Raw genomic sequence first — 21082 nt, forward strand, 5'->3', positions numbered from 1 at the left:
GCCTCCATGACGGATAATACTGGCCTATCACCAATGCGGCATTCGCTTTTGACTGCGCTCTTGGCTCTCACCTTCGGTTTTTTGGGCGCGGCGATCTGGTCCTATGCCGGGCTCGCTGACAATCGCACCCGCGCGTACCTCTTGGAAAACCCTAGCATCCTCCAAGATGTGGCACAGGCGCTTGCCGCCGAAGATGCGCGTGATCGATTGGCCTCGGTGAAAGAAGACCTCTACACTCCCTTCCCGGGCGCCGTGATGGGCAATCCAGAAGGCAGCAAACTTCTGGTCGAGTTCACCGATTACAATTGCCCCTATTGCGCAGGCAGCTTTGAGGACATTCAGCGCCTTGTCGCCGAAGACCCCGATCTTAAAGTCATCATGCGCGAATGGCCCATCTTCGAGGGCAGCGAAGTGGCAGCGCGCATGGCGCTCGCAGCGGCAAAACAAGGGCGCTATCAAGCATTCCATTCCGCCTTGTTCGAGCGCGGCGATACCAGCTCCGAAGGCGTGGAAGCCGCAGCCTTAGCGGCCGGCCTCAATATGGAGCAAGCCCGCACGGATGCGATTAGCGAAGAGGTCTCGGTCGAGCTGGTCCGCAACCTTACCTACGCGCAAAGTCTCGGATTTACCGGCACGCCCGCTTTCGTCACTGGCGATATTTTGATGCCCGGCGCTGTCGGCGTTGAACGCTTGCGAGAGGCAATCGCCGAGGCTGCTTCAGGATCTGGCGCAACTTCATAAATGATCCGCATATGGGGCCTTGGTTTTTGGGTAGGCTTGAGCGCTCTTGGCGCAGTGCAGGCTCCGGCTGATGCGCGCGATAGGGTCGATTGGGACAAAATCAATCTGACCGCAGAGCGCCGCGCGATTGAGAATTACCAAAGATACGACCAGCTTTTGCAAAACGTCGGATGGCGGTTGGCGCGGGCGAACTCGGAATTTTGCGACCGCGTGATCCCTGCAACCGGCCTACAATTGCAGGACATGGCGAGTTATGGCGCACCAGAGATTGCACGCCGGGCGCTGGGCCTTTCCGGCGATTTTGCCGTGCAAACCGCGGCAACAGGCTCACCTGCAGACCTCTCTGGCAACTTCCCGAGCAACCGGGAAGTCATCCGCATCAACGCCGTCAATCTGAATGAATGGGAGAACCAAGGCCCATTTGATTGGCAACGCCTTGCTCGCGCGCATGACCTTATTGACGCATCTGCCCAAGGCTACGAGGCCATCGAGGTTGGTTTCAAAGACAATCATGTCTCAGTGATCACTTCTGTACCTGTTTGCGCCACCCGGTTTGAGCTGATGGGCGAGGGGAAAAAGGCGGTTGCCGATGGAAGCCGCGTGGTGATCGGTATCGAATTTCCCGCTTTCCAATATGAAGAAGACGAATTCGCAGCATTGGTTGCGCATGAGTTGGCACATAACCTTCTGAGCCACACCGCTTGGCTCGACCGGAATAAAAGAAAACGCCGCAACGTTCGCATGACAGAGCGCGAGGCCGACCGGCTAATCCCATGGTTGCTCGCCAATGCAGGTTATGACCCGCGCGCCGGAAGGCGTTTCTTTGAGAAATGGGGACCAAAGGGTGACGGCGGCCTTTTCCGCAACCGCAGCCATGATGGTTGGGATGAAAGAGCCGAATTCGTCGAAGCTGAAATCCCTCGGATAGAAGCACTTATGGATAGCCAAGGCAAAGCCGATTGGCGCACCCACTTCGTGCGCGAGATTGATCCAGACAAAGGCCTAGAGCGCTAAGCGGTAAGCTAACGGCCTTCCTCGCTTGCGATGGGAGGTTGTGCCTTTGCGTTCATCTGTGCGTCCACAAGCCTTAATTCATGCGACGAACCGTTTTTTGCGCTACACTCCGTCCCATGTCGATGGTGAAACTCCAACCCGCGCCGTTCTTTGCGAGCAAAAACCGCGCCTTCTGGAACCTCCAACTTGCTGGTTGGGGTGGCTACTTCCTGCTTCGCAGCGTGGTTGCCATCGCCAATGACCAACCGCTCGATTTGCTCGTCGTATTGCTCGTCACCACGATCACCGGGTTCACAATCACCCTGATCCTTTCCGTGGTTTACCGCCAATTGATTGATCGTCAGCCAATCGTAACATGGGGCGGAACCGCGATTGTTTTGACCATAGGCGTTCTGGTCCACTCAACAATCGAGGCATGGCTACAAGGGATATACCAAGGCTCACTGACCGAAACCAGTTTTGCCCAGAGATTGATCGGCCTCAGCTTCATTCCGCTTGCCCTGCTTGGAGGGTGGAGCGCGCTTTATTATGCGATCAATTATTTCCTTAGGGTCGAAGAACAAACCGACCGCCTGCAACGTTTGGAGGCGCAAGCCACCGCTGCACAGCTTGCGATGCTGCGCTATCAGCTGAACCCGCACTTTCTGTTTAACACTCTAAACTCCATCAGCACTCTGGTGCTTTTGAAGCAGACTGAACCGGCCAATGCGATGCTCACGCGGCTCTCTGGTTTCCTTCGCCACACGCTTGTGGCTGAGCCGGGTAGCAAGGTCACGCTTGTCCAAGAGATTGAGACACTCCAGCTGTATCTCGATATCGAACGCATGCGATTTGAAGAGCGTCTGCGTACACAATTCGACATTGAAGACGCGGCCCTACATGCAAGGCTCCCTGCAATGTTGCTGCAACCACTCGTCGAAAATGCGATCAAATATGCGGTGAGCCCGCAAGAAGAAGGCGCGCGCATTGCGCTAACCGGCCGGGTGGTCGGACAACGCCTTCGCATGACGGTTGAAGACACCGGACCCGGCGCGGTTCTGGGCGGAAAGAACCGTCCAATCCCATCAAACGCACCGCCCAGACCCGGCCAGCCGGTCTCAACCGGTGTCGGCCTCGTCAACATCCAAAACCGGCTTGCACAAGGGTACGGCGCTAACCATGTGTTCGAAACCCGCTCTGAGCCAGGCGGCGGCTTTACGGTCCTTATTGAAATTCCTTACGAGCCTGCTGAAGGCGCCGCCAATTCCCCACCAAGTTCACTGCCGCCCACGTATGAAACCGCCTCAACCCCCGAACCCGAGACGGCCGATAATGTGATCAATTTGAACGCCCCCCACCCCCCTAAGAACCCCCAGAACGTGATTGGAAAATCATAATATGACCATTCGCACCATCATCGTGGACGATGAAAAGCTCGCCATTCAAGGCCTTCAGTTAAGGCTCGAACCTTTTGAAGATGTGGAGATTATCGACACCTGCGCCAATGGCCGCGAGGCGATCCGCAAGATCAAGACGTTAAAGCCTGACCTTGTCTTTCTCGACATTCAGATGCCCGGATTTGACGGTTTCAGCGTCGTCAAAGGCGTGATGGAGATCGAGCCCCCGCTGTTCGTTTTTGTGACCGCTTACGAAGAACACGCCATCCGCGCGTTTGAGGCCAATGCCGTCAATTATCTGATGAAGCCGGTCGATGAAGACAAGCTAGCAGACACGATCGAACGCGTGCGCCAACGTATTGCTGAGAAGAAGTCAGCAGAAGATGCCGAACAATTGATGGGTGTTCTGTCCGAGGTCGCCCCCGACCGTGCGGCAGGCTTTACCTGCGAAGCAGCCAGCGAGAGCGCGGACCGGTTCGAAAAGCTCATCAACGTCAAAGATCGCGGTCAGATTTTCCGCGTTGAAGTCGATTCGATCGAACGGATTGAGGCGGCAGGCGATTACATGTGTATCTACACCGCTGAAAACTCGCTTGTCCTTCGCGAAACGATGAAGGATTTGGAACGCCGCCTTGATCCGCGCATTTTCCAACGCGTCCACCGCAGCTGGATCGTAAACCTTGATCAAGTGCGCCAAGTGAAACCGCATACCAATGGAGAATGCTTCTTGGTTCTCGATTCTGGTGCAGAGGTGAAGGTTTCGCGGTCATATCGGGATGTTGTGGCTAGGTTTGTGCATTAGTCTGTTCTGCGAAGACCCATCCGGGCCTTCGTCCTCGCTAGACGGGCAGGCAAGCTGCCCCCGCTGCGGGCGGGCAGTCGCCCTTGCGGACCTTGCCGGTCCGTTTATGTGTGACGCATGACTTTCTCATTATCAGGCTTCGACCTCGACACATTCATCCGCGAAACGCTTGCTGAGGACCTTGGCATTGGCCTGCCGGGCGGCGGCAAAGATGTGACTTCTGAAAGCGTGATCCCAGCGGATGCGCGTTTTTCAGGTGTTATGGACTCGCGTGATCCCATCGTTGTCGCAGGGTTGCCATTGGCCGGGGCGTTTTTCCGGCATCTCGATCCGAATTGCGTGGTCGAGACATTGGTACGCGACGGCGATGCGGTGGAAGCGGGCGCAGACCTGATGCGGCTTGAGGGCAATGCCCGCGCATTGCTCACCGCCGAACGCAGCGCATTGAACATCGTCCAACACCTCTCCGGCATCGCCACCATGGCGCGCGAATATGTGACAGCGATGCGGGTGGGCAGCGCAACGTGCACGCTTCTCGATACCCGCAAGACGCTTCCCGGCCTTCGCGTGCTGGAGAAATACGCAACCGTGCAAGGCGGCGCGCAGAACCACCGCATGGGGCTCTATGACGCCGCTATGATCAAGGACAACCATGTCGCGGTCGCAGGCTCGGTTGGCGAAGCGGTGCAGCGCGCGCGTGATGCAGGTGTCTCGCCCATCATCTGCGAAGTGGACCGACTGGACCAAATCGAACCGGCATTAGAGGCAGGCACAGACCACCTCCTCCTCGACAATATGTCGCCGGAAGTCCTGAAAGAGGCCGTTGCAATGGTCGCAGGCCGCGCCAAGACCGAGGCGAGTGGCGGGATCAACTTGGACACCATCGCTGCAAAGGCTGCGAGCGGAGTGGATTATTGCTCCGTCGGAAGACTCACCCAAAGTGCGCCTGCGGCAGATGTTGGGTTGGACTTCAAGCCGGTATGAGAATTGCCAAGGGGCCTAGGCCGCTGTCTATAGCCTTATTCGCGGTGCTATTTCTTGCAGCAGCGCTGCACAATTATGCGAGTGGCCTGCAAAACCTCGACCTTAAGCAATTCGCTTACTCCGCTATGATCCCTTGGGACGGTTGGAACACAGATTGGACAATCGTTACGTTATCAGCATTGCTTTCAATTGCCTTCATTCCTGTGGCTTGGATTTACCTTTTTGCAAGCCGTGTAGCGTTTTGGCTGGTCACGGTGTTTTCAGTTCTAGAACTGTTTAATGTCCCTTTTATGTTTTGGGCGGTCCTGACGATGGAAGGCAGCGTATCGGGCAGATACCTTCTTACGCCAGCATTGCTAGCGGCCGCACTTGTATGTTTATGGCTTCCACTAAGCCGCACTTGGCTAAGGCAGAGGGGAGGGGTCGATGCAGGCCACTTTGATTAAGGCGCTCTTTAGCGTAACCCTATTGATCTCTCCCGCCATCATTTCAGCCCAAGCCTACCAATGCCGCGCGCCGCAGGTCTCTTCGGTGCCGCAAATCTCTCCCGATCAGCGCCCCCGAGTGGTGCCGGTCACTGGCTATACCCTAGCGCTAAGCTGGTCGCCCGCCTTCTGCCGCACGCGCCAAGACGCGCGTTCGCACCGGGTCCAATGCTCAGGCGACAATGGCCGCTTCGGCTTCGTCGTGCACGGCCTATGGCCGCAAGGCGCGCGCACCTATCCGCAATGGTGCGGGAGCCAGACACGCCTCACCCCGCCGCAAATCCGCCAGAACATGTGCATGATGCCGTCCGCCCGCCTGATCGCGCGCCAATGGGCCAAGCACGGCAGCTGCATGGTGAAACGCCCCGAGACCTATCTCGCCGTTACCAAAGTCCTGTGGGAGAGCCTTCGCATCCCCGATTACGACCGCATCAGCCGCGAAGACGGGCTGACGGCAGGTCGCATCCGCCAAGCCTTCGCCGATGCCAATGGCCGCATGTGGCAGGCGAGCCATGTGGGCGTGAAGCTAAACCGCGACGGTTGGCTCGAAGAACTGCGCCTCTGCTACAACAAACGCTTCCGCCCCATGCGGTGTGATGACCGAAGGTATGGAGCGAGGGATGAAGTAAGCGCGAAGATTTGGCGGGGTTTGTAAGGGGCTTTGAAGGGCCTTATCCTCCAATAAAGCGATCTGTCAGATGACTTGTAAGCCTTCCCAATGCGCCTCTATGTCTTTGGACGCTTATCGCTCAAACTGCTTAATAACCGAAAGGTGCGTGTATGGAGCAGGCCAGAGCGAAATCGCATAGTGGTCATCACCATCCAATCCGTTTTCACTCAATGTGTGGAGGCCGGAAAAACACACGCGAACCCGATAACAGCCCTCGCCGAGCGACAGAACATCGATGGATTCTCCGGTGCATTCGTGGATTTCAAGCCGTCCAGAAGGCAATTCAAGACTGGCTTCGGCAATATGATCCCATTGCGCTGGGTCAAGCTCGGGCTCATCATCGAGCAACTCTATGGTGACCGGCACGGTCATGTTCCGTTCGGGTAGGACGACAACGATGTTCTCACCGACTTTTAGACGGTTTTGATTGTCGATCGCGGCGTAGTCTGTTGGAGCATCGGGCTGGGCTCCAGGATCCCAAAGATAGAACTGAAAATAGTCGGCAAAAATTTTGTAGGATCGCTGCATCATACTCACCGCCGCGCCTTGAAAAACGCGCGGAGCAGCTCGGCGGCCTCTTCCTCGCCCATGCCGGTGTAAACCTCTGGCACATGCATGCATTGCTCTTGTTCGAACACGCGCGCGCCATGTTCGACGCCGCCGCCTTTGGGGTCGCTGGCGCCATAATAGAGCCGCGCAATCCGGGCATGGGCGATGGCTCCTGCGCACATCACGCAAGGCTCCAGTGTCACATACATATCGCAGCCCGTTAGCCGGTCATCGCCCAATTCTTCGGACGCCATGCGAATCGCGCGCATTTCTGCGTGGCCCGTGGGGTCGGGCGGAGACCGGGTTGCATTGGCCGCCACAGCCACCACTTCACCGTCCTTGACGATTACTGCACCGACGGGCACTTCGCCTGCATCCGCCGCCTTTCGGGCAGCATTCAGAGCGCTTTGCATCGGTTGTGGGATTGGCCAGCTTGTCATGAAGACGCAGCGCTAACGCTCAAGAGCGCACGAATCAATTGACGATTCGGCAAGGGGGGGTTATGCGGCGCGCTTTCCGGGACACCCTTATGAAAAGGGCCGCCTCAAAGCGGTTAGCGCCCCCACTGTAAACGAGACGAGATTTATCATGTCGCGCATTTGCGAACTGACTGGCAAAGGTCGCCAGGTCGGCAACAACGTAAGCCACGCCAAAAACCGCACCAAAAGGGTTTTTCTGCCGAACTTGCAGAATGTTACTCTTCTGAGCGAAAAGCTGGATCGCAGCTTTAAGTTCCGCGTATCAACCAATGGCCTTCGTTCGGTTGAGCACAATGGCGGGCTCGACAACTGGTTGCTTAAGACCAAGGACGAAAAGCTCTCCACGCGGGCTCAAAAGGTCAAGCGCGAGCTTAAGAAAGCTGTCGCGGCTGCCTAATTCGCCGATTGGCGTTTGAAATTGCTGAAAAGGCGTGGCGCATCGGCGCTCACGCCTTTTTTGCGTTCTCGTTACTCTACACCGGCACTATTCAATGGAGCGAGCCGCTGGATCGTAAACCAACTTAGCCAGCAATGTGCGCTGCATTGCGGCGATGTTGTCGTCTGAGATAATCCAGACCGCGACCGTGCCGTCATCCAGCAAACGGACCGCTATCCCTTCATAATTCTCGGGCGGCAAAACGTCGTCAAAGCGAAACAGAGTTTTCGGCGCCAAAGGCGTTGCTGATCCCGCATCGGGCGCGTCTGAAATAGCCAGCATCCCGCCAAACGGGGGGTAATCCCACACCACATCGCGCATCAGATAGAGCAAACGCCCATCAGGCAGCTGAGTGATGTCGGTGACGGCAAACTCCGGCTCAGGATTGTCAAAGGCTGTGACTTGCGGCTCGCCTCCCTCAACCGGATCGCCGGCAAAGATAAGCGCTTCTTCGTGCCGCTCTGGGATGATCAAAAAACGCCCATCAGACAAACGTACCATCGCCTCCAACCCAGCATTGGCGTACCAATCGACCTCATCTTCCAAGATGCGCACCTTTTCCGGCTCGGTTCGGTAGGAGAAGCGGTGGATCGCATGAGTGTTTTCATACCCAACCCAATAATCGCCTTTTGATCCAGGATCGCGCGTTACCGATTCGATGTCCCAGAGAAGCGGGAAAAGTGATGGATCGGCGAGAGGTAAACCGGCGATAAGCCGCGTCTGCGGGGACTCTTCGAGGCGGTCTGGTTCGATGAAGGTAAACAAAAAACCCCGATCAGAAAAAGCGCGCAATCGGCCACCGCCAAGCGGCAAAAGCCCGGAAAATCCACCAAATCGCAAAGACGGTCCGGTGGAATAATGCCAAACCCCCTCAACACTCCATCCGGGGATGGAGGTTGTCGATGGCCCTGCCACTTGGGCAAGCGCGATGGCTTTGGGGGTTTCCTTGACGACCGGAGTTCGCAGCCAAGTGCCCGGCGCGCACATTGCCGCAAGAGCAAGCGCCCCAATCACCCTGACTGCTTTAGCCACGTTAATTCATGGGCCCTGCTAGAAGGATCGGATCAAAGCGCGCGTCATGCCACTTAAGACCCCAATGGAGGTGCGGACCGGTTGAGCGGCCCGTTGAGCCAATATCGCCAATATGCTCGCCTTGGCGCACCGTATCGCCTTCTTTCACGACAATGCGGCTGCAATGAAGGAACGCACTGTTAAGGCCGTTGCCATGGTCAATCATCAGCAGGCCGCCCTCAAGGCTAAAGCCTGTGCGCGCAAGCACGACTACGCCATCTGCAGGCGCGACAAAAGGCGTGCCATTGGCTTTCGCAATATCGATACCGGAGTGATAGCTGCCCGGCTCGCCGCGATAGATGCGCTGGCGGCCAAAGCGGCCCGAAATGCGTCCCTGAACCGGCCAGATGAAATCCTGCTTCCACCCTTTAGCGCCTGTCTCCTTGGCGCGTGCGGCCACGATAGCATTGTGCTCAGGCTCTCGCTGGCGCCAATAGGCTTCGGGGTTGCGCAGCTGTCGTTTGGCAACATTGACCCGCTCAATCTGCCAATCACGCGAAGAAACCGCGAGTGTTTCAGTCGCAGTCTTCCCGCTTGATAAGACAGCGGTCAGGGTGACATTTGGTGCACTGTCCCGGTCAAAAGCTGCAAAGAACACTCTGTCATCGCCGATGCTGACGTCTTGATCGCCAAGGGTGACTGTCACAGTGCCGCTAGGGGCTATTCCCCGGACAAATCCGCCTTGTGTAAGTTCCCCAGCGAGGAAAAGGAAATCTGCCTGGATGGGGGCGGCCGGAAGCGTAGGCTCTGGGGTTACAATCGCCGCAGGGGTAGCTTGAGTGTTCACAGCCACAGCTTCTGACGCGGCAGGGCTTGCCGCCTCTGTGGTCGCGGCCTCTGTTCCAGTGCAGCTCACAAGAGTGAGCAATCCCAATCCGGCGACAATCCCAAATTCGCGCATCATGTCTACTCTTGCTCAAGCAGGCGCTTTGTCGCGATCTCAGGGGTGGCATAGGCCTCCTGATGCTCCGCGCTCCAATAGCGCAGCTCTTCGAGAGGAATCACCGCAGCCGAGACAGCGCAAATGACATGGTGACCCGGGCGAAGAACGCGGAAACCAGAGGGGCCGTAATGGAGTTTGGCGGTCTTATCGCTTGATGACATCAACATAAGTGTCCCTATAGCACGCAGCGCTATCCGAACAAATCATCTTGGCGCGGATTTGAAGCCTTCGGCGTGGATTTCCTGCCTTTCACCGCAGCTGCGCGCGCTGGTGGTTGGTTGGGCGGTGGTGGGCTTGGCGGTGATGGGTTGGATAGCGGCGCATCACCAACTCCAACGGCCAATTCCCCATCCTTGAACTCAAGGTTGAGGGCCGAATGCTTGCTGGCCTCGCTTTGTTTGGTGATTACGGCGCCATTGTCGCCGCGCACAATTGCATAACCGCGTTCCAAGGGTTTCTTGGGATGCAACTGTTCTGCCAGCCGGGCAAGCGAATCGAGTTTGCTCTGACCTTGTGCAATCGGACGTGTAACGAGCTCCGGGGTAAGCCTCACACGGGCATGGGCATCGCGGCGTTTTTCGAGTGCTTGATTAAGGAGGCGCGGACTAAGCCGAGCCGCGGTTCCAGCAAGCCTTTCCCGGCCTTGTCCGGCGCGATCATGCAGACTCCTGCGAAGGCGTTCTGACAACTCGTCGAGCTTTTGCGCTTGGGGTTGAAGCAGAGATTCGATCTTCGGCATGCGCCGCACGCGTGCCTCCAATCGCTCGCGCCCCAGTTCTAGCGGGCGATGCACCGCGCGGCGTTGGCGGGCGGCAAAATCAGCGACGGTTGCGTCCAAATCCGCCCGCACCGGCACCGCCATTTCGGCAGCAGCCGTCGGTGTAGGGGCGCGGCGGTCTGCTGCGTAGTCGGCAAGGGTTGTGTCCGTCTCGTGGCCTACAGCAGAGATTACCGGGATCGAACAGTCCGCTATCGCGCGCACCACCACTTCTTCGTTGAAGCTCCACAAATCCTCAATCGAGCCGCCTCCGCGAGCCACAATTACCACATCGGGCCGGGCAACCGGACCGCCCGGAGCAATCTCACAGAACCCTCGGATAGCGCCCGCGACCTGCTCAGCGGCGCCCTTCCCCTGAACCAAAACCGGCCACACAAGCACATGGCTTGGGAAACGGTCGGCAAGCCGGTGGAGAATATCGCGGATGACGGAGCCAGTCGGCGAAGTCACAACACCAATAGTGCGCGGCAAGAACGGCAGCCGGCGCTTGCGCTCTGGCGCAAACAATCCTTCTGCATCCAGTCTTGCGCGGGTCTTCTCTAGCAGCGCCAGCAATGCGCCCTCGCCCGCGATTTCAAGGCTGTCCATCACGATCTGATATTTGGAACGCCCCGGATAGGTCGTGAGCTTTCCGGTCGCGATCACCTCAAGCCCGTCTTCGGGCACAAATGCCAGACGCCCGGTGTTTCCGCGCCACATCACCCCATCGAGAACAGCTTTGTCGTCTTTAAGCGCGCAGTACATGTGGCCAGACGCCGCGCGTTTAACGCCTGAAAGCTCACCGCGCAGCCTGACATAGCCAAATCGATCTTCGACCGTACGCTTCAGACTTTGCGAAATCTCGCTGATAGTAAGCGGTTCAGCGTTGTCGCCGTCTCTGCTGCGCGCTAGCAGGCCTGAAGTGTCAGAAGAAGAAGGACTGCGAGCCATGAATATCCTGCTAATCGGGTCGGGTGGGCGCGAACATGCTCTAGCCTGGAAGCTCGCGCAATCCCCGTCTTGTACCATGCTTTACGCTGCCCCCGGAAATCCCGGTATTGCCGAAGAGGCGGACTGCATTTCCTTGGACGTGAGCGATCACAGCGCCGTGGTGGACTTTTGTAAAGCAGAGGCAATCGGTCTTGTCGTGATCGGTCCTGAGGCACCTTTGGTGGATGGTCTGGCCGATAGCCTTAGCAATGCGGACATCCCTGCATTTGGCCCGTCCGCAAAGGCCGCGCAATTGGAAGGTTCTAAGGGCTTTACCAAAGACCTTTGTGCCCGCGCCAATATCCCCACGGGCGGTTATGTCCGCACCACTTCCCTCTACGATGCCAATAAGGCTTTGACCCGTTTTTCCGCGCCCTATGTGCTTAAGGCCGATGGCCTAGCGGCAGGCAAAGGCGTGGTGATCGCCGCCACTCTTGAAGAGGCAGAAGCCGCGCTTTCCGATATGTTCGGCGGACAATTTGGCGAAGCAGGCGCAGAGGTCGTGATCGAGGAGTTTCTCGGCGGCGAAGAGGCAAGCTTCTTTGCGATCACCGATGGCACACACGTTCTCCCCTTTGGCACTGCGCAGGATCACAAGCAGGTGGGCGAAGGGGACGTTGGCCCCAACACAGGCGGCATGGGCGCGTACTCGCCTGCGCCTGTGTTGACGCAAGGATTGCAAGCCCGCGTGATCGAAGAGATCATTCAGCCGACGGTGGACACCATGCGCGCCGAGGGCATGCCCTATTCCGGCGTGCTTTACGCAGGGCTGATGCTGACCGCGACGGGGCCGCAGCTGATCGAATACAATTGCCGTTTTGGCGATCCGGAATGCCAAGTCTTGATGACGCGCTTCGAAGGCGATTTGGCGGCGGTGATGCTGGCCTGTGCGAAAGGCGAGTTGGCGAGCGTCGAGGCTGGTTTCGCGCAAGAAACTGCCCTCACCGTGGTGATGTGCGCGCGTGGCTATCCCGGAACGCCGGAAAAGGGTGGACGCGTTGATCTGGGTACGTCGCAAGAGGGCGGCGCAAAGGTTTTCCATGCAGGCACCAAGCTGGCGGACGGCGCATTGGTCGCAAACGGAGGCCGCGTTCTGAACGTGACAGCCAGCGGCGCAAACGTGACCGAAGCGAAAGCGGCAGCCTATGAAGCGGTCGCGAAAGTAGACTTTGTCAGCGGCTTTTACCGCAGCGATATCGGCTGGAAAGAAGTCGCGCGGGAGGCAGGATGATCCAGTTTCCAGCCTCTCCTGAAATCACTGAAGTCGATCTTCCAAAGGCTCACAATTTCGCGACCTTCCATCCCTTCATCAAAGGTGTTTTCAGCCAATGGCACCCAACACCATTCGAAGTTGAAGGGCGCCAGTACAGCTGCGCAGAGCAATATATGATGCTGGCGAAGGCAGCGTTATTTGAAGACTTCGAGATGGCCCGAAAGATCGCGGCGAGTGACGATCCTGCCGTTCAAAAACGGCTTGGAGCCAGTGTGAGCAACTTCGACGGAGAGGTTTGGCATCGTTGGCGAGTTCATATCGTCTACACAGCAAACCGGGCCAAATTTGCGCAGAACCGTGGGGCGATGCGCCAATTGAAGAACACAACGCCCGCAATGTTGGTTGAAGCTAATCCACGGGATTGGAATTGGGGCAATGGGCTGCACATTGACGACCCTGCGAACCAAAAACCGAAAGAGTGGAAGGGGACAAACCTTCTCGGACGGGTTCTCACTCTGATCCGTGAGCAAGGCGCCATTCAAACCTGATCTGAGTCAAAGGCCCTTTGTTCTGCTGGGCTCATACATCCAGCATGGCTCAGAAACGCGCACAATTATCCTGAGATCATGGATTTCGACCTGACCCGCGAGCCTGTGGATCAGGTATCTGATTATATGATTACACTGCGGCGCAGGGATTACGTGCCGGTGGAGTGAGCGCGTTTTCCTACACCGCCTGGGCCAGCTAGCTTGAGGTATGGCTTTTCACCCACTCAACAACCGGCACACCCAATTATCGGTAAAACCGATCAAAGGGCGCGTCAGTGATCGAGTGGATTTCGCGCCTTGGACAGTGTGTCAAGTGTGTCCAAACTTGCCGATTTGCATGTGATTTGAGAAGCTTAGAGGCTTTTTGCCATCAGCGCCTTCATGTCAGTCTCAGGACGCGGGCCATAGTGGCTGATCACTTCCGCCGCAGCGATGCTTCCGCGTTTGAGGCACGCCTCAAGCTTGTCGCCGCGGGCAAATCCGGCAAGGAAACCGGCTGCGAACTGATCGCCTGCACCCGTGGTGTCGACAACCTTGGCGACCGGTGCTGCTGCAACAACGGCGCGTTCGCCATAGGCGCTGGCGACCGCTCCCTTGGCGCCTTTGGTAGCGACAAGCACGGGGACTTTCGCGGCAACGGCGTCAAAGCCTGCGTCGAATCCCTCTTCACCGGTCAGCGTCGCAAGCTCGGTCTCATTGACGAAGAGGATATCGATCAGCCCCTCTTCGATCATAGCGCGGAAGTCATCACCGTGACGGTCAATGACAAAGCTCTCAGACGCCGTGAAGGCAATCTTGCGGCCCGCCTCGCGCGCCACACCCATCGCGCGCCGCATGGCCTTGCGCGGCTCTTCGGGGTCCCAGAGGTATCCTTCGAGATAGAGGATAGCAGCGCTCGCAATCAGGTCCTCGTCGAGAGCGGCGGCTGGGAGGAATTGGCCTGCGCCAAGGAAGGTGTTCATCGTTCGCTCGCCGTCAGGTGTAACAAAGATGAGGACGCGGCCCGTTGCAGGCTCACCAGAACGCGCAGGTGTATCGAAATCAATGCCGGTCGCGCGCATATCGTGACGGAAAACCTTGCCAAGCTGATCATCGGCAACTTGTCCAATGAAGGCGCATTGCAAACCAAGCGTAGAAATTCCGGCCAAAGTGTTCGCAGCAGATCCCCCAGAGACCTCGCGGGCAGGCGGCATCGCTTCATAAAGCTCATCCGCTTTCGCTTCGTCGATAAGCGTCATTCCGCCGCGATTAAGGCCGAGCTCTTCGATAAGGCTTTCTTCGCAAGACGCGATTACATCGACGACTGCGTTACCAATGGCGATGACGTCGTAGCGGGGCTCTGAATTGGGCAAGGTGTTTGTCCTAGCTGGTATGAGAAGAAGATGGTTGTATCGCCAAAGCGCCTAGCCCGATGCGCTGAGAAGGCCAAGCCCTTTGGCGCGGCGGTGAGTGGTTTGACATACGCAGCGCGGGCCAGCACAGAAGACGGTATGAATGCGGTTTTGACATCGCTTGCAAAAGCTATCGGCCAGCTGGGTGACCGGGTGGTGGCAAGGCTGCTTGTGAAGACGGCCTTGCTGACCTTGCTGGTTTTCCTAGTGCTTGGCACGGGCGCATACGCTGGCCTCGCGGCGCTGTTTGCAAAGACTGGCCTTGCTCAAGCCGGGCTTGCAGGCGCGGTGGCGGCTGTGATTTTGACAGGCCTTGCCTTTTGGTTCTTGTTCCGAGTGGTTGCACTCGCCGTGCTGCAATTTTTCGCCGATGAAGTGATCGTTGCGGTGGAGGAAAAGCACTATCCGCATGCCGCTAAGAATGCTCACAATCTGCCGTTCAGTAGAGATCTACGCAATGCTCTTAGCGGGATTGGACGCGCGCTTGGATACAACGCGCTTGCCGCACCTTTTGCATTGGCACTCATCTTCACTGCGATCGGTCCTGCGGCTGTGTTCTTAATCGTCAATGCGGTGTTATTGGGGCGCGAACTGACCGATATGGCGTGGCTGCGCCATTGCTCCGATCAACCAGAGGCAAATCCAGTGCCAGCAATGCAGCGCCTTATGCTCGGCGGAGTTATCGCCGCTATTATGTTGGTGCCTCTTGTCAATTTTATCGCACCCATTTTAGGGGCGGCAGCAGGGACCCATCTTGCGCATCGATCCATCGGAAGCCGCATAACACACAGCGAAAGGGCAACAATTGAAGCATAAATCCTCCGCCATGCTCTGCCTCGCCGTGCTGCTCCTTTCTGCTTGTGCGAGTGGGTCAGGCGGGGCTTCCAGCGCTGTAAGGCCAAGCCCGTCAGCCGGGACGGCGCGAGCGCCTACTATCCTTCGTGAAGAAGGGCTGGAAAGCGTTATCGGCAAGAGCGCATCGACATTAACCCGCCGTTTTGGCGCGGCGCGGATCGACTTGTCTGAAGGGGATGCGCGCAAATTACAGTTTATTTCAAATGCCTGCGTGCTCGATGTCTTCCTCTATCCGCTTCAACCGCGCTCGCAACCAGTCGCAACCCATATCGAAGCTCGCCAACGGGTAGGTGGCGGCAATGCCGACCGGGCACAGTGTATCGCGGAGGTCGAACGGTCAGCGCGCGGAGGATAGAAAACAGACATCAAAATGCGTTGGTAACGCGGTTTTAAGCACATCGTGTCAAGAAAGACCCCGTATCAAAGGGGTTACGACCAAAATGACCACGCATTTTAAAGATCTCGCCAATGCTGCTGCCGTCGATGGAAAAGTCGATGCTCAGGAAGTCCTCGCTCTTCGCCGCCAAGGTTGGGGCGACGGAATCATTGCCCTCGACGAGGCTGAGGCTCTGTTTGCACTAAACAATGCCTTGGATCAGCGCGATCAAGAATGGTGCGACTTCTTCGTTGAAGCCATTGGCGAATTTGTCCTGAACGGCACGCCTCCGCGCCTGCAATGTGATGCTGCGGAAGCTCGCTGGCTCATCGCGCAGGTCGACCATGATGGCATCGTTGACAGCGTGGTCGAGCTTGAAACAATCGTGCGGATCATTGAACGCGCAGAAAATGTGCCCGCGATCCTTAAGGATTATGTGGTTGAACAGATTGAAAGAGAAGTTCTCACAGGCACAGGTCCGACGCGGTGCGGCGGCGAATTATCAGACACGCATATTACCAGCGCTGAGGCCAAAATCCTCCGCCGTGTGGTCTTTGCAAGCGGAGGTTGCGGCCCTGCTGCAGTGAGCCGTTTCGAAGCGGAAATGCTGTTCCGTTTGAAGGATGCAACCATATCCGCAGCGAACGCGCCCGAGTGGGAGCAATTGTTCCTAGATGGCGTGTCAAACTATCTGACAGGTTTCACCATGGCCAACGCTCAATTGGACCATGATCGCAAGCTAGAGCTGCAGAGCTTTATTGCAGACAGTGACGCGAATGTGGGCCGTTTTATCGGCAAAATGGTTCGCGGCGCGCCCAATGTCTCGCAGAATTTCGCGAATGCAATGGGGGTTGTTTTTGGCAAACGCAAAGGCGGACCATTGCCCGAAAGCACGGGCAAAAACATCGTCGCCGCTTCGATCGAGGGCGCGAAGGTCACTCAAGCAGAGAAAGACTGGGTCAATGCAATGGTAGAGGCCGATGGCGAGTTAGATGATCTCGAACGCCGTTTGATCGCCCGAATTGCTAAGGGTGGCTAGTGGTCACTAATCAGGAAGCGCGCGTTTAACGGCGGGAGCTTCCGGCCTAGACCATAAAGCTCTCACCGCATCCACACGCACCTTTCGCGTTGGGGTTTTCGAAGGTGAAGCCGGCTGTGAAGTCGTCCTCGACCCAATCCATGGTTGAGCCCACAAGATAGAGCACGCTTGCCCCGTCAATGTAGAACGTGCCGCCCGGCGTCTCGATCTTCTCGTCGAACTTGGCTTCCTCGGTCACATAATCAACGGAGTAGGCAAGCCCAGAACACCCACGGCGCGGGGTCGACAGTTTAACGCCTACCGCATCTTCGGGGGCTTGGCCCATTAGATAGGCGATCCGGTCTTCGGCACCCTTTGTCAGGATGACGGCCGCCGGGATTTTGCGGGTCTTTGTGGTTATCTCAGTCATCACAGCATCCCCAGTTCGAGCCGCGCCTCATCCGTCATTTTCTCTGGGCTCCATGGCGGATCCCATACCAGATCAACCTCTGCATCGCGAATGCCAGGCACGGAAGCCGCACGTAGTTCAACCTCTCCGGGCATGGTTTCGGCGACCGGACAATGCGGCGTGGTCAGTGTCATCGTAACTGTTGCATCGCACTCATCATCGACTTCGACACCGTAAATCAACCCAAGGTCGTAAATATTGACTGGGATTTCAGGGTCATAAATCTCTTTAAGAGCATCGACCACAGCTTGCTGCAAATCACCGCCCGGCCCCCCTGCAGAATCGCTGGCGGGCTTTTGATGCAGAAAGCCGTCGAGATAATCGCGGGTCCGGGGTTCCTGAACGCTCGATGCGTCTGAATCCACAGCGTCCTCAACCCGTGCGCGTGGCGGTTTTTCCTGAGCTTGATCTGGAGTGGTCATACTCATTTGCCTTTTCCAAAAATCCGGCGAGTGCGAGCGATGCCTTCGAGCAGCGCGGTGACATCGTCGTGCGTTGAATAGAGCCCAAAGCTCGCGCGCGCCGTAGCTGGCACACCGAGATAGTCCATCAATGGCTGCGCGCAATGGTGACCCGCTCGTATGGCGACATTGGCTTCATCCAAGATCGTGCCAAGGTCATGGGGATGAATGTCGTCAATCGTGAAACTGACAATACCTGCGCTATCTGCGGGACCATAGACAGTCACATCATTCATTGAGGTCAGCTCACGGCGAAGACGAGCGACTAGCTCGCTCTCCGCCTCATGCATCGCGCCAAGGCCGACGGTTTGAATATATTGCGCAGCTGCTGCAAAAGCGATGGCCTCGGTGATCGCAGGTGTGCCTGCTTCAAAGCGTTGAGGGCCGCTATTGTACGTCGTCTTTTCAAAGGTCACGCGGTCAATCATCGCCCCGCCGCCTTCCCACGCAGGCATATCGAGCAATATTTCCGAACGCGTCCACAAAGCGCCAATCCCGGTTGGGCCGTAAAGTTTGTGAGCAGAAAAGACGTAGAAATCGCAGTCCAGCACCGCCACATCCACGGACATATGCGGCACAGCCTGACAGCCATCGAGCAACAGTTTTGCGCCTACGCGATGAGCCAATTGCGCTGCGCGATTGGCGTCAAGCACGCTGCCTAAGACGTTGGACACATGGCCAAATGCGACCAGTTTGTGCTTCTGGGTAAGCATTGCTTCTGCGGCATGAAGATCTATTTGATGATCGTGCGTAAGCGGCACAACATCAATGTGAGCGCCCACCTCTTCGGCCAGCATTTGCCACGGCACAATGTTGGAATGATGCTCCAATTGCGAGAGCAGAATGCGGTCGCCCGCTTTGATGTTCGCCCTACCCCAGCTCTTGGCCACAAGGTTGATCGCCTCGGTTGCACCGCGGGTGAAGACGATCTCATCTTCGTTGCCGCCAACAATCGTTGCAATCGTTCGGCGGGCGGCTTCATATGCCAATGTCATATCGGCAGAGCGCGAATACACGCCGCGGTGAACGGTCGCATAATCCTCGCCAAGCGCGCGCGACATCGCCTCGATCACAGCGCGCGGCTTTTGTGCCGTGGCGGCAGTATCGAGATAATGCCAGGCCGCGCCGTCCTTAGTAGCAAGGCCGGGGAATTCAGCTCGCAAATCGCGTTTCAAAGCGGCGGGAGCGTTCATAGCGCGGCGCCCTCCAGCGCTGCGAGCGCCTTTTCAAGCAGCTTTTCGCGCTCCTCTTCATCTTCCAGTTCAACAAAGGCATCGCCGATAAAGGCTTGGACCAGCAAACGTTGTGCTTCTTGCGGCGAAAGCCCGCGTGCAGCCATGTAGAAGCGGGCGGCTTCATCGAGCTGGCCCACTGTAGCTCCGTGAGCGCACTTCACATCGTCAGCGAAAATCTCAAGTTGGGGAACGGCATTGGCGCTCGCGCCTGCTTCGAGCAGCAAGCCTTTGAAATCCTGAGCGGCATCGGTTTTCTGAGCATCGCGGGCGACTTTGATTTCGCCAAGGAAATTACCCGCGGCCGCACCCCAATGAACGCTGCGCACGGTCTGATTGCTGGTCGCATTGGGCTGAGCGTGAACGGTTTGCGTCACAAATTCGCGCACTGCATCGCCGCCGCCAATGGTGACGCCGCCAAATTCGAAATGTGAGCCTTTGCCAAGCGTTACTTCGATTTCCAGACGAGCGTAATCATCGCCTGCACTGGTCGCGAAAACCTCACCTGTTGCGCCGTCACCCACCTTGAGACGAATGCGCGTCACCTCAGGAGCGTCTCCGCCAACAATCAGGCAAATGCGCTTGGTCTCTCCAGCAGCGATGGTGATGTCCCGCCAATCGGCAATGCCCGCCGCGCCAAGCTTTGCGACTGCATCGATATCGGCATAACGCCACGCCTCGTCCCGGCGGGTCGGAAGGGTTGCGGCCTCGCTCATGCAGCCATCACCGCGTCATAGCCCTCGTCTTCGAGGCGAAGCGCAAGTTCAGGACCGCCGGTTTGGACAATGCGGCCATTTGCCAAAATGCTCACCCGATCGGGCTTCACCACGTCGAGCAGGCGTTGGTAATGGGTGATGAGCAGCACGCCCTTATCGGACGCGCGCATGATCGAATTGATGCCCTCACCCACAATGCGCAGTGCGTCGATATCAAGGCCGCTGTCGGTCTCATCAAGCACGGCGAATTTGGGATCGAGAATGCCCATTTGCACCATTTCGGCGCGCTTTTTCTCGCCGCCGGAAAAGCCAACGTTCACCTGTCGTTTGAGCATTTCCATGTCCATTTTGAGCAGGCCCGCCTTCTCTTTGGCGAGTTTCAGGAACTCACCGCCCGAGAGAGGCTCTTCCTCGCGGAATTTGCGCTGAGCGTTGAGGGCTTCGCGCAGGAATTGAACGTTGGATACGCCGGGAATTTCGACCGGATATTGGAAACCGAGGAACAGGCCTGTCGCGGCGCGCTCATGCGGATCAAGCTCGAACAAGTCTTGGCCTGCAAACTCAACCGAGCCGCCGGTCACATCATAGCCAGGCTTTCCGCCAAGGACATTGGCGAGCGTCGATTTGCCCGCGCCATTGGGCCCCATGATGGCGTGCACTTCGCCTGCTGCGACTTCAAGGGAGAGGCCCTTGAGGATCGGCTTTGGATCGTCCTCGCCAACGGTTGCGTGGAGGTCTTTAATCTTCAGCATTATCGGGTTTCCTGCGATTGGGGCGGGAGTAATCTTGGTTGGGGTTGGCCTCGCGGTGGGCGCGGGCGGCATCTTTGCGATCGCCAATGCGAATGCGCATTCCGGCGGTAATACGTTGAAGCACGGCGTCCATGTCATCAAGAATATCAGCCGCCTTGATCCGCATTACGCGAATGCCAACGCTCTCAAGGCTTTTATCGCGGCGCTTGGCCAACGTTTCGTCCTGATCTTCCTCGTCGATCATGATCGCCATGCCGAGATTGTGGCAATTGTAGTCGACAATAGCGCTGCCGACGACGGCAAAGCGCTTGAAGGTGTAGCGGCCAAGGTCAGCGTCTGCGAACTTCTTGGCGAGCGCCTTGTTTGCAGGCGAGGCAAACCGCCGCATTTCGCGCGCACGGTCGTGGAGCGCATCGAGACGCTTATCCGAAATCTTCCACCCGCGACCCTTTTTGGGAAGATCGGGCGTTTCGTCGGAGGTGTCTTTGATGCCCAAAGTCGAGCGGGGGGTTTTGCGGTCAGTCATGCAGCCTCTTTCAAAGATGGTAGTTGGGCACGATCACCGTCAAACCGGCGGTAAACTGCATGAAGCTCTCGAAGGTCAGCCTCCGACAACTCAGCCTCGTTGATGCGAAGATAGACTCGACTGCCTTGACCACGCACTTCTTCCACGCATGAAATTCGCTTCAGCCACTCAAAGTGAGCTCGCTCGTCGCCTTCTGACCAATAGGTCGTTGATTCGAAAAAGAAGGGG

General features: G+C 57.3%; 26 protein-coding genes. 13 read left to right on the forward strand and 13 right to left on the reverse strand.

Features of this window, described 5'->3' with window-relative positions:
- Positions 1-6 precede the first annotated feature (6 nt).
- The 7 genes from ABJ205_RS08865 to ABJ205_RS08895 all read left to right on the forward strand — a co-directional run bounded on the left by ABJ205_RS08865 (position 7) and on the right by ABJ205_RS08895 (position 6057).
- Positions 7-741 (forward strand): DsbA family protein, encoded by a 735-nt coding sequence (locus tag ABJ205_RS08865; protein WP_348154742.1) that lies wholly within the window; start codon positions 7-9, stop codon positions 739-741.
- Positions 742-1755 carry a hypothetical protein gene (locus ABJ205_RS08870; protein WP_348154745.1) on the forward strand — a complete coding sequence of 338 codons (1014 nt, stop codon included), beginning with the start codon at positions 742-744 and terminating at the stop codon, positions 1753-1755.
- A gap of 116 nt (positions 1756-1871) precedes the next feature.
- Positions 1872-3131 carry a histidine kinase gene (locus ABJ205_RS08875; RefSeq protein ID WP_348154747.1) on the forward strand — a complete coding sequence of 420 codons (1260 nt, stop codon included), beginning with the start codon at positions 1872-1874 and terminating at the stop codon, positions 3129-3131.
- Position 3132: 1 nt separating this feature from the next.
- Positions 3133-3933, forward strand: a complete 801-nt coding sequence (locus ABJ205_RS08880) for a LytTR family DNA-binding domain-containing protein (RefSeq protein ID WP_348154749.1) — start codon at positions 3133-3135, stop codon at positions 3931-3933.
- 117 nt (positions 3934-4050) lie between these two features.
- Positions 4051-4917, forward strand: a complete 867-nt coding sequence (gene nadC, locus ABJ205_RS08885) for a carboxylating nicotinate-nucleotide diphosphorylase (protein ID WP_348154752.1) — start codon at positions 4051-4053, stop codon at positions 4915-4917.
- Complete coding sequence (locus ABJ205_RS08890) at positions 4914-5363, forward strand: hypothetical protein (RefSeq protein WP_348311823.1); 450 nt, start codon at positions 4914-4916, stop codon at positions 5361-5363. Before nadC ends, ABJ205_RS08890 begins: the two co-directional genes overlap by 4 nt.
- Complete coding sequence (locus ABJ205_RS08895) at positions 5344-6057, forward strand: ribonuclease T (protein ID WP_348154756.1); 714 nt, start codon at positions 5344-5346, stop codon at positions 6055-6057. The genes ABJ205_RS08890 and ABJ205_RS08895 overlap by 20 nt, the downstream gene beginning before the upstream one ends.
- An 87-nt stretch (positions 6058-6144) precedes the next feature.
- Here the strand turns inward: ABJ205_RS08895 and ABJ205_RS08900 are convergent, their stop codons facing one another.
- Together ABJ205_RS08900 and ABJ205_RS08905 are read right to left on the reverse strand one after the other, a co-directional pair.
- Positions 6145-6609, reverse strand: a complete 465-nt coding sequence (locus tag ABJ205_RS08900; RefSeq protein ID WP_348510048.1) for a hypothetical protein — start codon at positions 6607-6609, stop codon at positions 6145-6147.
- Positions 6606-7061 carry a nucleoside deaminase gene (locus ABJ205_RS08905; RefSeq protein ID WP_348154762.1) on the reverse strand — a complete coding sequence of 152 codons (456 nt, stop codon included), beginning with the start codon at positions 7059-7061 and terminating at the stop codon, positions 6606-6608. The genes ABJ205_RS08900 and ABJ205_RS08905 overlap by 4 nt, the downstream gene beginning before the upstream one ends.
- A 148-nt stretch (positions 7062-7209) precedes the next feature.
- On the opposite strand from ABJ205_RS08905, the gene rpmB reads away from it, so the two are divergent.
- A complete protein-coding gene (rpmB, locus tag ABJ205_RS08910; protein ID WP_348154765.1) occupies positions 7210-7497 on the forward strand; it encodes a 50S ribosomal protein L28 in 288 nt (95 codons plus the stop codon).
- A gap of 87 nt (positions 7498-7584) precedes the next feature.
- Here the strand turns inward: rpmB and ABJ205_RS08915 are convergent, their stop codons facing one another.
- From ABJ205_RS08915 to xseA, 4 genes are read right to left on the reverse strand one after another with little or no spacing between them, the layout of a single operon-like run.
- Complete coding sequence (locus tag ABJ205_RS08915; RefSeq protein ID WP_348154767.1) at positions 7585-8568, reverse strand: esterase-like activity of phytase family protein; 984 nt, start codon at positions 8566-8568, stop codon at positions 7585-7587.
- 1 nt (position 8569) lies between these two features.
- Positions 8570-9511: a M23 family metallopeptidase gene (locus tag ABJ205_RS08920; RefSeq protein WP_348154770.1), complete on the reverse strand. Its 942-nt coding sequence runs from the start codon at positions 9509-9511 to the stop codon at positions 8570-8572.
- 2 nt (positions 9512-9513) lie between these two features.
- A complete protein-coding gene (locus tag ABJ205_RS08925; RefSeq protein ID WP_348154772.1) occupies positions 9514-9717 on the reverse strand; it encodes a DUF2093 domain-containing protein in 204 nt (67 codons plus the stop codon).
- Between the two features lie 23 nt (positions 9718-9740).
- Positions 9741-11258, reverse strand: coding sequence for an exodeoxyribonuclease VII large subunit (gene xseA, locus ABJ205_RS08930; RefSeq protein WP_348154774.1), 1518 nt, complete (start codon positions 11256-11258; stop codon positions 9741-9743).
- On the opposite strand from xseA, the gene purD reads away from it, so the two are divergent.
- Positions 11257-12528 (forward strand): phosphoribosylamine--glycine ligase, encoded by a 1272-nt coding sequence (gene purD / locus ABJ205_RS08935; RefSeq protein ID WP_348154776.1) that lies wholly within the window; start codon positions 11257-11259, stop codon positions 12526-12528. The genes xseA and purD overlap by 2 nt on opposite strands.
- On the forward strand, positions 12525-13058 hold the full coding sequence (locus ABJ205_RS08940) for an NADAR family protein (RefSeq protein ID WP_348154779.1): 534 nt from the start codon (positions 12525-12527) through the stop codon (positions 13056-13058). Before purD ends, ABJ205_RS08940 begins: the two co-directional genes overlap by 4 nt.
- Positions 13059-13411: 353 nt before the next feature.
- Here the strand turns inward: ABJ205_RS08940 and ABJ205_RS08945 are convergent, their stop codons facing one another.
- A complete protein-coding gene (locus ABJ205_RS08945; RefSeq protein WP_348154781.1) occupies positions 13412-14410 on the reverse strand; it encodes an adenosine kinase in 999 nt (332 codons plus the stop codon).
- A 93-nt stretch (positions 14411-14503) separates the two neighbouring features.
- On the opposite strand from ABJ205_RS08945, the gene ABJ205_RS08950 reads away from it, so the two are divergent.
- The 3 genes from ABJ205_RS08950 to ABJ205_RS08960 all read left to right on the forward strand — a co-directional run bounded on the left by ABJ205_RS08950 (position 14504) and on the right by ABJ205_RS08960 (position 16719).
- Positions 14504-15265: an EI24 domain-containing protein gene (locus ABJ205_RS08950; RefSeq protein ID WP_348154783.1), complete on the forward strand. Its 762-nt coding sequence runs from the start codon at positions 14504-14506 to the stop codon at positions 15263-15265.
- A complete protein-coding gene (locus tag ABJ205_RS08955; protein WP_348154786.1) occupies positions 15255-15659 on the forward strand; it encodes a hypothetical protein in 405 nt (134 codons plus the stop codon). The genes ABJ205_RS08950 and ABJ205_RS08955 overlap by 11 nt, the downstream gene beginning before the upstream one ends.
- Positions 15660-15744: 85 nt before the next feature.
- Positions 15745-16719 carry a hypothetical protein gene (locus ABJ205_RS08960; RefSeq protein WP_348154789.1) on the forward strand — a complete coding sequence of 325 codons (975 nt, stop codon included), beginning with the start codon at positions 15745-15747 and terminating at the stop codon, positions 16717-16719.
- Positions 16720-16765: 46 nt separating this feature from the next.
- Here ABJ205_RS08960 and ABJ205_RS08965 read toward each other — a convergent pair whose 3' ends face one another.
- The 6 genes from ABJ205_RS08965 to ABJ205_RS08990 are packed head-to-tail and all read right to left on the reverse strand — an operon-like array spanning position 16766 to position 20854.
- Complete coding sequence (locus tag ABJ205_RS08965) at positions 16766-17128, reverse strand: iron-sulfur cluster assembly accessory protein (protein ID WP_348154791.1); 363 nt, start codon at positions 17126-17128, stop codon at positions 16766-16768.
- On the reverse strand, positions 17128-17589 hold the full coding sequence (locus tag ABJ205_RS08970; RefSeq protein ID WP_348154792.1) for an SUF system Fe-S cluster assembly protein: 462 nt from the start codon (positions 17587-17589) through the stop codon (positions 17128-17130). Before ABJ205_RS08970 ends, ABJ205_RS08965 begins: the two co-directional genes overlap by 1 nt.
- 2 nt (positions 17590-17591) lie before the next feature.
- Complete coding sequence (locus ABJ205_RS08975; RefSeq protein WP_348154795.1) at positions 17592-18821, reverse strand: cysteine desulfurase; 1230 nt, start codon at positions 18819-18821, stop codon at positions 17592-17594.
- Entirely contained in the window at positions 18818-19576 is a 759-nt protein-coding gene (locus tag ABJ205_RS08980) for a SufD family Fe-S cluster assembly protein (protein ID WP_348154797.1), read from the reverse strand. The genes ABJ205_RS08975 and ABJ205_RS08980 overlap by 4 nt, the downstream gene beginning before the upstream one ends.
- Positions 19573-20328 carry a Fe-S cluster assembly ATPase SufC gene (gene sufC, locus ABJ205_RS08985; RefSeq protein WP_348154800.1) on the reverse strand — a complete coding sequence of 252 codons (756 nt, stop codon included), beginning with the start codon at positions 20326-20328 and terminating at the stop codon, positions 19573-19575. The genes ABJ205_RS08980 and sufC overlap by 4 nt, the downstream gene beginning before the upstream one ends.
- Positions 20315-20854 (reverse strand): DUF559 domain-containing protein, encoded by a 540-nt coding sequence (locus ABJ205_RS08990; RefSeq protein WP_348154803.1) that lies wholly within the window; start codon positions 20852-20854, stop codon positions 20315-20317. Before ABJ205_RS08990 ends, sufC begins: the two co-directional genes overlap by 14 nt.
- Positions 20855-21082 lie beyond the last annotated feature (228 nt).

The organism is Erythrobacter sp. (genome assembly GCF_039988855.1).
GTDB lineage: Bacteria > Pseudomonadota > Alphaproteobacteria > Sphingomonadales > Sphingomonadaceae > Erythrobacter.

Coding starts and splice junctions, on each gene's coding strand:
- ABJ205_RS08890 (WP_348311823.1), top strand. CDS start 4,914: ATGAGAATTGCCAAGGGGCCTAGGCCGCTGTCTATAGCCTTATTCGCG.
- ABJ205_RS08905 (WP_348154762.1), bottom strand. CDS start 7,061: ATGACAAGCTGGCCAATCCCACAACCGATGCAAAGCGCTCTGAATGCT.
- ABJ205_RS08875 (WP_348154747.1), top strand. CDS start 1,872: ATGTCGATGGTGAAACTCCAACCCGCGCCGTTCTTTGCGAGCAAAAAC.
- nadC (WP_348154752.1), top strand. CDS start 4,051: ATGACTTTCTCATTATCAGGCTTCGACCTCGACACATTCATCCGCGAA.
- sufC (WP_348154800.1), bottom strand. CDS start 20,328: ATGCTGAAGATTAAAGACCTCCACGCAACCGTTGGCGAGGACGATCCA.
- ABJ205_RS08920 (WP_348154770.1), bottom strand. CDS start 9,511: ATGATGCGCGAATTTGGGATTGTCGCCGGATTGGGATTGCTCACTCTT.
- ABJ205_RS08865 (WP_348154742.1), top strand. CDS start 7: ATGACGGATAATACTGGCCTATCACCAATGCGGCATTCGCTTTTGACT.
- ABJ205_RS08965 (WP_348154791.1), bottom strand. CDS start 17,128: ATGACTGAGATAACCACAAAGACCCGCAAAATCCCGGCGGCCGTCATC.
- ABJ205_RS08895 (WP_348154756.1), top strand. CDS start 5,344: ATGCAGGCCACTTTGATTAAGGCGCTCTTTAGCGTAACCCTATTGATC.
- ABJ205_RS08880 (WP_348154749.1), top strand. CDS start 3,133: ATGACCATTCGCACCATCATCGTGGACGATGAAAAGCTCGCCATTCAA.
- ABJ205_RS08980 (WP_348154797.1), bottom strand. CDS start 19,576: ATGAGCGAGGCCGCAACCCTTCCGACCCGCCGGGACGAGGCGTGGCGT.
- ABJ205_RS08940 (WP_348154779.1), top strand. CDS start 12,525: ATGATCCAGTTTCCAGCCTCTCCTGAAATCACTGAAGTCGATCTTCCA.
- xseA (WP_348154774.1), bottom strand. CDS start 11,258: ATGGCTCGCAGTCCTTCTTCTTCTGACACTTCAGGCCTGCTAGCGCGC.
- ABJ205_RS08990 (WP_348154803.1), bottom strand. CDS start 20,854: ATGACTGACCGCAAAACCCCCCGCTCGACTTTGGGCATCAAAGACACC.
- purD (WP_348154776.1), top strand. CDS start 11,257: ATGAATATCCTGCTAATCGGGTCGGGTGGGCGCGAACATGCTCTAGCC.
- ABJ205_RS08870 (WP_348154745.1), top strand. CDS start 742: ATGATCCGCATATGGGGCCTTGGTTTTTGGGTAGGCTTGAGCGCTCTT.
- ABJ205_RS08925 (WP_348154772.1), bottom strand. CDS start 9,717: ATGTTGATGTCATCAAGCGATAAGACCGCCAAACTCCATTACGGCCCC.
- ABJ205_RS08970 (WP_348154792.1), bottom strand. CDS start 17,589: ATGACCACTCCAGATCAAGCTCAGGAAAAACCGCCACGCGCACGGGTT.
- ABJ205_RS08960 (WP_348154789.1), top strand. CDS start 15,745: ATGACCACGCATTTTAAAGATCTCGCCAATGCTGCTGCCGTCGATGGA.
- ABJ205_RS08975 (WP_348154795.1), bottom strand. CDS start 18,821: ATGAACGCTCCCGCCGCTTTGAAACGCGATTTGCGAGCTGAATTCCCC.
- rpmB (WP_348154765.1), top strand. CDS start 7,210: ATGTCGCGCATTTGCGAACTGACTGGCAAAGGTCGCCAGGTCGGCAAC.